12 protein-coding genes and 1 pseudogene are annotated in these 11701 nt (G+C 40.6%); 1 reads left to right on the forward strand and 12 read right to left on the reverse strand.

Annotated features, from left to right (window positions below; genetic code table 11):
- Positions 1–224: 224 nt before the first annotated feature.
- The 11 genes from I8752_RS29455 to I8752_RS29505 all read right to left on the reverse strand — a co-directional run bounded on the left by I8752_RS29455 (position 225) and on the right by I8752_RS29505 (position 10012).
- Positions 225–2663, reverse strand: a complete 2439-nt coding sequence (locus I8752_RS29455) for an Ig-like domain-containing protein (RefSeq protein WP_214435758.1) — start codon at positions 2661–2663, stop codon at positions 225–227.
- A gap of 347 nt (positions 2664–3010) precedes the next feature.
- Positions 3011–3166 carry a hypothetical protein gene (locus I8752_RS29460; RefSeq protein ID WP_214435759.1) on the reverse strand — a complete coding sequence of 52 codons (156 nt, stop codon included), beginning with the start codon at positions 3164–3166 and terminating at the stop codon, positions 3011–3013.
- Positions 3167–3654: 488 nt separating this feature from the next.
- Complete coding sequence (locus I8752_RS29465; protein ID WP_214435760.1) at positions 3655–4377, reverse strand: hypothetical protein; 723 nt, start codon at positions 4375–4377, stop codon at positions 3655–3657.
- A gap of 401 nt (positions 4378–4778) precedes the next feature.
- Positions 4779–5450, reverse strand: coding sequence for a hypothetical protein (locus I8752_RS29470; RefSeq protein WP_214435761.1), 672 nt, complete (start codon positions 5448–5450; stop codon positions 4779–4781).
- On the reverse strand, positions 5447–5914 hold the full coding sequence (locus I8752_RS29475; protein WP_214435762.1) for a hypothetical protein: 468 nt from the start codon (positions 5912–5914) through the stop codon (positions 5447–5449). Before I8752_RS29475 ends, I8752_RS29470 begins: the two co-directional genes overlap by 4 nt.
- A 312-nt stretch (positions 5915–6226) precedes the next feature.
- Positions 6227–6841 carry a hypothetical protein gene (locus tag I8752_RS29480; RefSeq protein WP_214435763.1) on the reverse strand — a complete coding sequence of 205 codons (615 nt, stop codon included), beginning with the start codon at positions 6839–6841 and terminating at the stop codon, positions 6227–6229.
- 159 nt (positions 6842–7000) lie between these two features.
- Positions 7001–8029: a tyrosine-type recombinase/integrase gene (locus tag I8752_RS29485; protein WP_214435764.1), complete on the reverse strand. Its 1029-nt coding sequence runs from the start codon at positions 8027–8029 to the stop codon at positions 7001–7003.
- 62 nt (positions 8030–8091) lie between these two features.
- Positions 8092–8505, reverse strand: a complete 414-nt coding sequence (locus tag I8752_RS29490) for an HNH endonuclease (RefSeq protein WP_214435765.1) — start codon at positions 8503–8505, stop codon at positions 8092–8094.
- A gap of 8 nt (positions 8506–8513) precedes the next feature.
- Positions 8514–8888, reverse strand: coding sequence for a hypothetical protein (locus I8752_RS29495; RefSeq protein WP_214435766.1), 375 nt, complete (start codon positions 8886–8888; stop codon positions 8514–8516).
- Positions 8889–8984: 96 nt separating this feature from the next.
- Positions 8985–9386, reverse strand: a complete 402-nt coding sequence (locus tag I8752_RS29500) for a four helix bundle protein (protein ID WP_214435768.1) — start codon at positions 9384–9386, stop codon at positions 8985–8987.
- 449 nt (positions 9387–9835) lie between these two features.
- Positions 9836–10012, reverse strand: coding sequence for a hypothetical protein (locus I8752_RS29505; RefSeq protein WP_214435767.1), 177 nt, complete (start codon positions 10010–10012; stop codon positions 9836–9838).
- 618 nt (positions 10013–10630) lie between these two features.
- Between I8752_RS29505 and I8752_RS29510 the strand changes: the two genes are divergently transcribed.
- On the forward strand, positions 10631–11464 hold the full coding sequence (locus I8752_RS29510) for an IS4 family transposase (RefSeq protein WP_225895987.1): 834 nt from the start codon (positions 10631–10633) through the stop codon (positions 11462–11464).
- Here the strand turns inward: I8752_RS29510 and I8752_RS29515 are convergent.
- Positions 11445–11701 (reverse strand): annotated as a pseudogene (locus tag I8752_RS29515) (IS4 family transposase); the annotation flags it as partial. The gene I8752_RS29510 and the pseudogene I8752_RS29515 overlap by 20 nt on opposite strands.

Consider the following 11701-nt stretch of genomic DNA (forward strand, 5'->3'; position numbering starts at 1 on the left):
CAACCACACCAACATTTTCAGAGTGATTAACTGTGCTTTATTTAGGTATTTTTCTAAAAAGTTTTGGTAGAATGATGCCAGCATTATGACGACGGTCTTAATTAAATTACGAGACCGTTCTTTTTTACCATTAAACTGTACCATACAGGTAGCTGCTTAATAACTGTACAGTTCATTCTCAATAAGTACCCACATTTGTTAAGGGGTCTGTGCCTCTCAAACCTTTATCTGGCTAGGTTTAGAGGCGTTTGTCGCCCCTTGAAATCAGTAACACTAGCATTCAGTGAATGAATGCCATCAGTCAACTCGGAAGTAGTTATTTGCCAAGTCCCATCAGTATTGGCAGTAGTTTGTCCGATTTGCTGGCCCTGACTGAATAATTGTACGGTTGCAAGAGCTTCGGCAGTGCCAACAATTGTCGGAGTCGCATCGTTAGTCAGGCGATCGCTATTACTAAATCCAGAATCGCTAGCTGTTGACAATTCGAGAGTTGGTGCGGGTGTAGTAGTATCTAATGTAAAGGCAACAGCAAATACGCTAGAAGTATTACCGTAAGCGTCTACTGCTTGCAAGCGCAGTACGTACTGGGCATCGCTTAACGTTCCGCCATAGATTTGTTCTAATTGCGTGCGGCTAAAGCTAAAACTACCATTAGCTTGCCGCTGTGGCAGGATATTAACAAAGTTTGCAATATTGGTATCGTTCAAACCAGCACGGAAGCTGACTATTTGGCTAACGTCAGTGACAGTACCCGTAATTGTCGGGTCAAAGGTAATTCTGTCGCTATTAGTCGTGTTGTTTGGGGCAGTATCGCGCTGCAAAGTCGCAATAATAACTGGTGCATCCTTGTCAATAATTACTGTTACAGTGTATTGAATTGTTTTAATATTACCAGCAGTATCAGTAGCCTTAATTGTTAAAGTATGCTCTCCATTGCTCAGACCAGTAAAGTCTAAAGTTTGGTCAAAGCCGCCTGTAGAACTAAAGTTTAAAGGTATTTCTTGAAGATTGTTAAAGCGATAGCTTAACGCAGTAATCGCGCTACCAGTGCCGTCAACACTACCAGTGAGTTTGTCTCCCAAACGCAAATTAGATTGATTGACAGGAGTAGTTAAATTTACTTGCGGCAAAGCACTGTCTATCGTAACTTTTAAATTAGCAGACGTACTGGTGTTACCTGCAATATCTGTAGCAGTAGCATTTAATTGATACATCCCATCAGTTAATTCTGATGTTGTGATTTGCCAAGTGCCATCTGAATTTGCAGTTGTCTGTCCTTTGAGTTGACCGTTGTTAAACAGTTGGACTTTTGCAAGAGCTTCTGCCGTGCCAATAATTGTTGGGGTGGTGTCAAGGGTAATGCGATCGCTATTACTGACACCGCTATCGCTGCTTGCTGAGAGGTTGAGGATAGGTACGGCTGTAGCGCTATCAAGTGTAAAAGAGATATCAAAGTTACTGGTTACACCGTATTTATCAGTTGCCAACAAATGCAGAGTATGATGACCGTCTGGTAACGAACTGCCATAAATTGTATCTAAGCGACTGCGGTTAAATGTAAAGCTTCCGTCTGAGCGCAAATCAGCTAGGACATCTGTATAATTATTAACATTAATGTTATCAAACCCTGCTTTTAAACAAGTAATATAATTAGTTTCAGTAATCGAGACATTTGCGATCGCGCTCACAATTGGGGTAGATTCTGTCAGAGCGTGGATAAATAGACCGCGATTGCTAACTCTAACCGTGCCTGTGGTAGTCGGGTCGAAGGTAATGGTATCGGTATTCGTTGTACCGCCAGGGGCTGTATCGCGGGCTAAAGCTGCCAAAATCGCAGGCGGTGTCGCAGAAAGATTAAGTGTTAGAGAAAAGCTTGCAAAAGAAGCGTTACCCGCAGCATCTGTAGCTTTTACAGTTAAGGTGTGAGGTCCGTCATTAAGTCCGGTGAAATCGAGTACTCGATCGAAAGCTCCTAGTGGGCTAACTGAGACTGGGCCAGCTGCCAAGTTATCAAACTGAACTGTTAGCGATGCGATTGCCGAACCAGTGCCATTAACAATGCCAACGAGTCTCGCTTGCGGCGACCCTGGTATTAAATCGAGTGGCAGGATTGTTGCGGAGAGGGTCGGTGGTAAAATATCGGGAAGTAGTGACAGTGTAGATAAAGAATTATTGACAGTTCCTAGAAGTGGGTCAAATGCTGTAGCCCCTACTAACTGTGTATTATTTTTCTCACCTGTCAAAAGGTCTTTATTTGTACTGTCAACCTTTGTGGTTTTCGATTGAATGGGTACTAAAAGATTTTGCCCTGGATTGTTATTAGACGAACTTTCATCAGAGCTAACAAGATTTACCGGGTTTGTTAATGAAACTGAAGAGGATTTGGCAGTTTTGCTCGTGGGAACGCTAATATCTGATTTATTCTGGGGTTCTGTCAGTTTAGCAAAGGGGTCAGAGCTATTAGTAAACCTAAAAGATTTGCGTAGTTCTATTAAGTCAGAATTATCATCCAGCGAGGCGCTTTCTAGTAGCGATGGTGGTAATAATCCACCGTTATTGTCGGATGTATTTTTACTACCAAAATTATCTTGACTGACCATTGCTTTCACCCTGACGCTAGTAATTTTGATGGTTCGTTCAGTTTCTAGATCGCAAACTGCCAATTCTCACCACAATTGTTATTTGTGTAGATATTTTTCAAGAATTGATCGCAGTAAATAAATCAAATATTAGTCACTATAATTGCGAAATCTAATTATCTTTTCAGTAAAAATAGTTGAACTACTGCTATCTCAAATAGAGATAACAGCTAATACCAATTCACCCAAATCATAAAACAGATGCTCTGTTCTGAAAACCTGCTGTATCTGACATTTTCCAAGGGAAGCCACTGACGGGTACACAGGGGTTTCCCCCATGAGAAACTGCCGTGCATGGTCTCCCGACTTGAGCGGACTGGCATCAAGTGGCGGGAGACGCTACGCTACACGAGCGCCATTTTGCAAGACGCTCATGTAGCGTATTCCCCCGAAGGACGCTCATACGCGAATTGGTATGAGCTTTTATCAACAATCAAATGCAAGCGCCCCTTCGGCAGGCATATAGTCGCCCCTTGAAGTTCTACCGTTGTAGGTGGAACGCCTTCCTGTAAGGTAGGAAATGCCATGAAAACTGCTGCCCACCAGGGGTCATGACGAAATACGTGTAAATTGGCACACGTTGTAAATAAAAATTACAGAAAGCACTTTCTCGATTTACTAACTTGCCCAAAAATGATAAAGAAGCTTTTTACATTCATGACCGTAGAATCGACTTTTCACCCTTGCCACTCCATCAAACTTGCCCATTTATGATTGTTTTAGGGAATGTTTGGCTCTGAAGACATACTGAAGTTGGATGTTGAAACATCGAATAATCAAGAGTTTTGAGATGTCTACGTTACAAAAGTTTACAACGTGGGTCATTTTGCACGTATTTCGTCATACCCCCCACCACAGGAATGGCTCCCTGGAGCAATACAATTCTCTAAAATTAGGCAATAGATTTAAACCTTAAAACCTAGATCCAATCCAAATTTCTTCAAGATTCTGAGCTTTTTTGAATTGAATTGGCTTCCCAATTCTGGCTTTTGAATTCTGACAATTTGAGATTTCACTATGCAGCAGCACCCACAGCCAACACAGGAAGTGTAGACGCATCAGATTTCATAGTCAGAAATTTGCTACTAATAATCTCTTGATAAATTTCTAAGTCTAGCTGCCAATTATCAATAACTTGTTGCAGATGATTGAGACGTTCACCTGTGTTTTCTCCTGTCAATTCGTAACTGAAGCTGCCATTGAACATGACGATTGGAGTTGTAGTTTCGTCCTCTTGACGTATTGCAGCTTCATTAATGGTGAGATAAAAAGGACTGCGTTCTAGCGTATAAGCTAAATTCAGTGATGCACGTACTTTTGCTTTACCAACTTCTTGCCATTCCCCTGAGCATAATAGTGTTTCGCTAATATATTTACTTGCATCTTGCTGCTGCGAAAAGTTGATGTAGCTTCTTGGGTTGATGCCCACTGCTTCATATTCTACATTTGGCAAAGTTTGTGCGTATTTGCGAGCAATCTCTGGAATGCTAATTTCTTTTACTGCTTTTGCTTCAATCGCTTCTACAAAAATGACTCGCGTCGGTTCAGCGATTATAGCAACACCGTTAGTGAAAGCAACTTGGGATACGCTTTGGCTATATATTGGTTGACGCGCCAATTCCCAATTATCCGGGACAATACCACTGTATTTGAGAAAATCTGGATTCAGAATAGTAGGTTTATGATTTTTAGCGGCAATGATAATCCCGAATTCCTGCGTAATTAAGCTTTGGCTCATGAAATTTTCCTGATAACGGTGTATTTGGAGTTACTTGTATGCTTTGGCTTGGACTTAGTTGTTTGAGCGAACAAGCCAAAAATACCTTGCTTTTGAGGTAGCTACCGCGCTTGCATTTGATTACTGGTAAGGGCCTTAGACGCGCTTGAGCAGTGCCACTTGTAACTTTATACACTTTAATGCTGGTTTTGTACCTGCGAATTTATACGTAAAGTACTTGAGTTTTTTAGTTAAGTAATAACCGCAAATTCATATTTAATTTTCATAAATTATTTGAGTAACTTTTGTATTTAATTAATGAGGTTATCTGCCAATTTGAAGAATTATAAATATTATTAAATAATCTGTTCGAGATTTGAGTCAGTGTTAAGACAAAAAAATATTTATCAAGAATTAACTTTTCAAATATTGTTTGTAATAACCCAAACGTTGCGCTCGCTATAAAAATCTCCCCGCTGTTGTAGCGTAAAACCACCTAGCAACAATCCCAACCAGACTTCCACCATCGGCATCTTTAAAATCCGTTGCAGTTTCGCTAAACAAATCTCATCTTCAATTTGTGTCAGACATTGCGCGATCGCAGCAGTCCATTTTTGCACATCTTCATCGCTTGCTAAGTTGCGAACATCTTCTAAAGTCGTTACTTCATCTAGCAATGCTAGGACGTTCGCTTTTTCAACAGGTGCTGCTACTGAATCATTATTTTGGACAGTATTAGAAAACTGATGCGCCCCATGCGGTCTAAAAGTTTGCACAGGAGGTTCTTCGATTAAGTCATCCAAATCTAGCTGCATGGTTGTTCTTACCAAACCTGCAAAGATAACCGTACTGATAACTGGCCCCTCAGTATCGTTGTCAGCTTGTACATCTTGTAACAAAATTTCTGCACGAGAAAGCAGGATACCTGCAATTTGGTAAAACGCTGCGGCAGCGGTTGATAATTGTGCTTCTATTGGTAAATCCTCTAACTCGGTATCCAAACATTGCCACACCGAGGCAAGTGAAGAGGTTGGTGGAGCTTCCGACATTTCATCCAAGATATCCCAAATTGTTAACTGGCGATACACGGTCATGATTGTGGATGCAATGGACAGGGACGCACTAGGCAGTGAGTAGGACTAATCTCGAACATATCTTTATACTGATATAGTGTGACACTATATTGTTTAGCAAATGCCTGCAATACTTGATCGGTGTAAGCACGAATCTTACCAGCCGTTAGCCCAAAGCAGTGAATGGGTTCCAGGCGACAAATTGGTTGTTGTCCAAGCCACAGTTCTGCTCCCAAGGCGTGTAATGGCTTATCTCCCGGTTCTTTATATAAATACAGCACTGCAAAATATGTTGCTGGTGGTTCAACAGCGATCGCTTCAATTTCTAGCGAATCATCTTTAGTTCGACGGCGGTAAAACGAACGACGATTATGGCAGACATTTGGATTCCAACATCCATCTCCAGAAGCTCCGTGCAGCACTTTCGCTTTCGCAGTTGGTAACTTAGCACACAACTGACACTTTGGGTCTAGTGGTTTGGGCATTTGTATAATACCTTTAACAACATTCCGTAGGTTTAAGTCCCTAGCTTCCTGAGAGGAAGCTAGTATGTGTTTGTGGGATCGCGCATCCCCCAGAGCAAAACTGTATTTGCGACTTCAACTGAGTTGTTTCTACCTGCACAATTAAACAGAGGTTAAATGGCAGCAAATCCAACGGCAGGAGGATAGAGGCGGCAAGCGAGAATTAATTGTTTAACTCCGAATAGAGAATAAACATATTTTCATAGGTTTAATAACAAAACAATTACTTGTGACTTGCGAAGAGCAACTTGCGACTTGTGACTTGTGACTTCTTTAATTAGTCAGTATGCCAACCAAAATTTTTATTAATAGAGTTAGCTCTTCAGGAACTCGATATAATTTAAAATCTTCAGTTATCCGTTTTTCTTGACGAGAATATGTTGCAAATCGCCAATCTTCACCAGTTGTTACTGCCCCATAAAGAATAGGGTTATCTGAATTTATCCATTGATCAAGTGCAATCAACTCCACGGCTAATTGTATAAATCCTCTGCTCAAATCTGCTTGTTTGGCTTCAATCACTAACAAGCTTTGACCTTTATCAATGTAGTAATCTAAACTTCCTTTTAATTGGTCGCTAACATTAATCGGATACTCAATATTCAATTGAGTTTGAGCAATTTCGCAGACCTCTAATAGTATAGGTGCAATAATTGCTTGCTTGCGTGCATCTTCACTTAGCAACTTGACTCGTCGAAGATTGCGCTCAATCACTCGCTGTAATTCTTCAACTCTGTTAGGTATAATCTCTACTTTTGGTAATTGCAATTGTTCGCGTTCATAAGTGCGTCCTAGTTCCACTAGAATATCTTCTGGAGAGAAGGGAAGTTCAAAATATTTACTAAAGGTATAGCTTTGTCCCGGTTGAATTATTCGAGGGCGACTCATAATTTTCAACTGTAAAAACAATAGTTAAGTTAGCTTTTTTAACAAACTTAGGCGGGTTGATGTCTCCGGCTTCTAACAAGCCGCAAGTAGGTGTTTGCAGTGTCGCACATCCTCCTTACAAAACTGTACTTTCGACTTGCGACTTGCGACTTCTAAAATCTACTCCACTTCCTCTTCTCCAATGGCACGGTAATAAGCAGCGATCGCAGCTTGTTGTTCGCTCCTGAGTGTATAGCGTCGAAATGCTCTATCAGATTGATGTCCTGTCAGCTTCCGTGCATGAGTTGGGTCAACACCCAACAGTAATAAGTCTGTAGCATAGGTGTGACGAAATGAATGGGGGTGTAAATCTTCAATGCCTGCAATTTCTCCAATTTTCTCCACAGCAAAGTAAATGCCGTGGTAACTCAAGCGTTCGCCCTTATATGAGGCATGGTGTGAAATCATCAATGGGCTAAGGTTGGTCAACTTTTCCCCAGATTCAGTACGCGATCGCAAATACCCTTCTAACACGTCGCGGCTCTCTTTCTTCAATGGCACTAAGCGTGGTTCATTCGTTTTTGTGTCTGGCAAAAACAACAGCTTGCCATCAAATGACCCGACATTTAACTCCACTATTTCCCCTGCCCTCAATCCATGACTGAGAATATGTACCAGTGCTGTATCTCTAAGTTTTGTCTCTCCTAGCAACTCCAATGCTACCCACACCCTCTCCATCTGTTCTGGGGTTAAACTTTGGGCTGGTGGCAAGGGAATTTTTTCCAGTTTCACCCCGATTGTCGGATTGCTTGCTAGCAACTCCGGGTAAGTCAGAGTCAACCACTTGAAAAAACTTTTAATCGCAGCAAGACCAGCATTGATACTGCTTTTAGACAAGGGTTTACCTGCATCTGTCTGAACTTCTGACATTAAATATTCTTTGTATTGCCCAAAATGCCGCGGGCGCAGTTCGTGATAATGTAATTCACTCCAGCCCAAAAACCGTTTGAGTTCGCGTTCATAAAGCTTGCGACTGTTGAGTGAAAGGTTATTACTGCGTAAGAACTCCAATACTTTTACCCACCTTATATCAGTTGGTACAGCTATTTTTATCGGTCTATTTGTTCTTGCTCGTTCTTCTCCTCTATCAGTTTTATCTTCAAGAGGAATGAGTTTGATTGGAGGTAAAGAATTTACATTGTGATTCATTGTTATCAATTAAGTATCTTTCATCAAATTATTTTTGATAATCATATTATCTCAAATTGGATTTACGGATATTTTTGTTGGCTCATTAACACTTGTCGTTGAAGCAATCGATTAGTAAGATTAAACTGAAGCAACCTTGCAGTTGCTTGTCCAATCTGAGTCTTACCCTCAATTCTTGCATCTTCAAAATAGAAATGTTCATCCCAAACTTGGCGACGCGGGTTAAACAAAGGGACAATTTCTCCAGTAGCTGCATCGATAGTAGCGAAATCAGAACCTTTATGACGATTGCATGATAAGCATGAAAGTGCTAAATTTTCTGCCACAGTTTCACCACCATGTTTTACAGCTATAATATGATCGACTTCATGGGTATATATTGAATAATCCTGTTGCATTAAACAATATTCACAGCGTCCATTAGCTCTACTAACGACAAGCTTCCTTAGTTCTGTTGGAATTGAAGTAGATGCCATTTTATCTGTTACTTTTCCATAGCGCGGGCCTTGAGCAGAATCATTAGATGTTCTAATTGTTCGTAAACATCTAATTCTGCTGTTTCTATTGAAGTGAGTAAACCAGAACGGTTTCTTTCTAATAATGCTTGCAACCTTCTTTGTGCAAGTTCGGAGACTTTAAAAGCAATAATTTCTTCTGGTGTTGGGCGCTTAAGTAAAAAATCTAGTACTTCAATATAAACTTCTGGAATATTTATAGTCTCTGCACTAACTTGAGGTTGTTGTGCTGTTTGCCCTGGCTCAATATCTAGCAATCGCCAAAGCAATTCAGGTAATCGGTTTTGCAGAGGTTCTAAACGTTGAGCTAGTTCATCCGGTATTTGAATCGTTAATTTTGCCATAAATAAGAAGAGGAAAGAAGTCGCAGGTCGCAGGTCGCAAGTCGCAAGTATAAAATAGCGATCGGTAACTGGCTTTTGAGTTAAATAACTCAGGTTTCAGTTGCGCTCTGTGGCATCGAACTTGGAAAATTTATTCTCATTTAATCTATTCTTAATTTTGCGCGTAGAAGCAATAAGTATCCTCACTATTTCCTTAGTTTCAAAAAGCAACGAATCAAATTTATCTTTCTCAACAACTTCAGATTCAATCAAAATCTCTAGCCAATACTCAGTTTCGCGCGCTTCTTTCAAAGCAATTTCCATTTTATGCAAAAAATCTTTATCAGACTGAGCCGAACGAGATTCATGCACGTTAGCACCAATACTCGTACCAGAACGCAACAGTTGCTTTGATAACGTACGACAAACACCCGGTTTTTCATCAAGAAAGCTACAAGCCTTGATAATTCTGACCGCAAACGCTTTAGTCCTGTCAGTAATACTAATATCTTTATGCATACTTACATCCACTGTACTTAAAGAAGTCGCAAGTCGTAAGTCGCAAGTCGCAAGTAAGAATAAAGAAACATAAACAACATTCTGTGGCTTTAAGGAAGCGGCTCTCAAAGCCGCAAGTTTTGTAGTGGGGTCGCGCATCCCCATTACAAAACTGTACCTCCGACTTCCTACTTCCGACCTCAACCATCACTGTAATCATAAGTTGAGCAACACGCGTATGAAAGCATAAAGTGAGCAAGTTGCTCATCTTATGCTTTCTTTCAGTGACACCAACATTTTTATCCACAATTATGCTTACTCCACTTCTTACTTGCGACTTGCGACCTCCGACTTGCGACTTCAACCATCATACCCGACACTGAATACAAAATAAGGATATATTATCTTTTATCCGATATAAACTACGATTAAAACATACTTAAAATACTTCTACTTTATTTTGTATAAATTTATACTTTTAATTCAGTAATTGAAGGCAGCGATCGCAAGTGTTGAAACCATAAACTGACCGCCACGCCAGATGTTGAAGTGCCATTCACAGCTAACCCAAGCACAATTACCTGCGACTTGCGACTTGCGAATTGGTATAACCCACCCCAAACACAGCGCGATCGCACTGCGGACAAATAATTACCTGCGACCTGCGAAGAGCGATTTCTGATATGAAGCGGTACAGACGATGGTATAGAAAGCGTATATATTTAGCTCATTTAGTACATCTGGCAAAAGAGAATACGTATAGAATATGGTATAGAAAGACGTGTAGAAAGTACGATTAAACAGCGATATAAGCTATATCTCGCGCTCAGATGGCGATCGCCAGCTGATAGTAACGATGCTCCCAAAAGCCTAAAAGTAAGAAAATTAGCCGAAAATTTCTTACTAATAGTTGTCACAGCCGAGCCGTATTAACAGTTTTCAGCGCCAATGCTGTGCATCTCTATTGCAAAGCTTGGCTACTGGGTCTGTGAAAAATTTCGATGAAATTTGGTGGTGGGTCAAAGCCCCACCAGAATATGAGCGATTTGTAACCCAATACCCAATCCCCAGTCCCTTTTACCTGAAGGGGTGACCAAGAGGCGGAAACGACGAAAATAAAAGAGTGTGACGATTTTGAGGTAGAAAAAGATAGGTCAGTTATTCTCAACAAGACCTATCAAATGATAATGTTACCTAAATTCTACCAAAACTGCTTTCAAAATCTACTAACACCCGCACAGTACAAGATGCTAGAAATCTTGATAATGCTGTTACAATTCCATAAAACAGTGACAATTGAGAAACTTGCATCTGTGTTTCCACAACCAATACTGTTTGAAAGCCGCAGACGAAGTATTCAAAGATTTTTATTGCTGCCGCAGTTATCCATAGAATATCTGTGGTTTCCGTTAATAAAAAGATGGGTAAAAAATAGCCGCAAAGCGAGTAAGAAACAACTGGTGTTCGCCATTGATAGAACACAGTGGCGCTCAGAGAATGTGTTTGTAATCAGTTTGATAGAACAGAAAAGAGCGATTCCAGTTTATTGGCTGTTGCTACCGAAAAGGGGATGCAGTAATTTTAGGGAGCAGAAAAAGTTAATTAGACCGTTGTTGCGGTTGTTTAAGCAATATCGAATATTGGTGCTAGGAGATAGGGAGTTTCATAGCATCAAGCTGGCCAATTGGTTACACAGCAAGGAAATCAGCTTTGTGCTACGTCAAAAGCAAGGCACTTACATTCGCCAAGAAAATCAGTCATACCAACGGTTACAATCTTTGGGATTAACTCCTGGTATTTCGTTTTTTCTTTCGGATGTTCAAGCGACAAAACAATCAGGTTTTGCTAAATTTAATCTGGCTGGATATTACAAACGTAAATATCGTGGAAAAGTCGAGCCTGCTGGCTGGTTTTTATTGACTAACCTTGATAGTCTTGCCGATGCGATTAAAGCATTTAAGTTACGCAGTGGCATTGAAGCTATGTTTAAAGATTGCAAGACAGGTGGCTATAATCTGGAATCTACTCGTGCTGATGGTAGACGCTTAATCTCGCTGATTTCAAGGGGCGACAAGCGAGTTAAAGAGCTTGCTGTATAAGCTTCATAGCCCTTAAACCTCGCTGATAATATGCTTGCTTATTGCGACTGAAACCGACCAGTTCCTCGACCCATGCTTGACACTCATGCCAAGCGACTATCCAATTTTGACCATATAAACCTATCCAGAAATTACTATGACGTTTCTCATTTCTATTTTTTTCTTGACTACGACAAATATAGGAATCAAGTTTTTGAAATTTAGTCCTTTGTCCATGTAACCAAGCACTGGTCATAG

Origin of the sequence: Dendronalium phyllosphericum CENA369 (genome assembly GCF_016056275.1) — a bacterium.
Classification (GTDB): domain Bacteria; phylum Cyanobacteriota; class Cyanobacteriia; order Cyanobacteriales; family Nostocaceae; genus Dendronalium; species Dendronalium phyllosphericum.

Bases quoted from the DNA above. Each gene is read 5' to 3' on its own strand.
- I8752_RS29490 (WP_214435765.1), bottom strand. From the start codon at position 8,505: ATGGCATCTACTTCAATTCCAACAGAACTAAGGAAGCTTGTCGTTAGT.
- I8752_RS29460 (WP_214435759.1), bottom strand. From the start codon at position 3,166: ATGGCATTTCCTACCTTACAGGAAGGCGTTCCACCTACAACGGTAGAA.
- I8752_RS29465 (WP_214435760.1), bottom strand. From the start codon at position 4,377: ATGAGCCAAAGCTTAATTACGCAGGAATTCGGGATTATCATTGCCGCT.
- I8752_RS29500 (WP_214435768.1), bottom strand. From the start codon at position 9,386: ATGCATAAAGATATTAGTATTACTGACAGGACTAAAGCGTTTGCGGTC.
- I8752_RS29470 (WP_214435761.1), bottom strand. From the start codon at position 5,450: ATGACCGTGTATCGCCAGTTAACAATTTGGGATATCTTGGATGAAATG.
- I8752_RS29510 (WP_225895987.1), top strand. From the start codon at position 10,631: ATGCTGTTACAATTCCATAAAACAGTGACAATTGAGAAACTTGCATCT.
- I8752_RS29480 (WP_214435763.1), bottom strand. From the start codon at position 6,841: ATGAGTCGCCCTCGAATAATTCAACCGGGACAAAGCTATACCTTTAGT.
- I8752_RS29475 (WP_214435762.1), bottom strand. From the start codon at position 5,914: ATGCCCAAACCACTAGACCCAAAGTGTCAGTTGTGTGCTAAGTTACCA.
- I8752_RS29495 (WP_214435766.1), bottom strand. From the start codon at position 8,888: ATGGCAAAATTAACGATTCAAATACCGGATGAACTAGCTCAACGTTTA.
- I8752_RS29485 (WP_214435764.1), bottom strand. From the start codon at position 8,029: ATGAATCACAATGTAAATTCTTTACCTCCAATCAAACTCATTCCTCTT.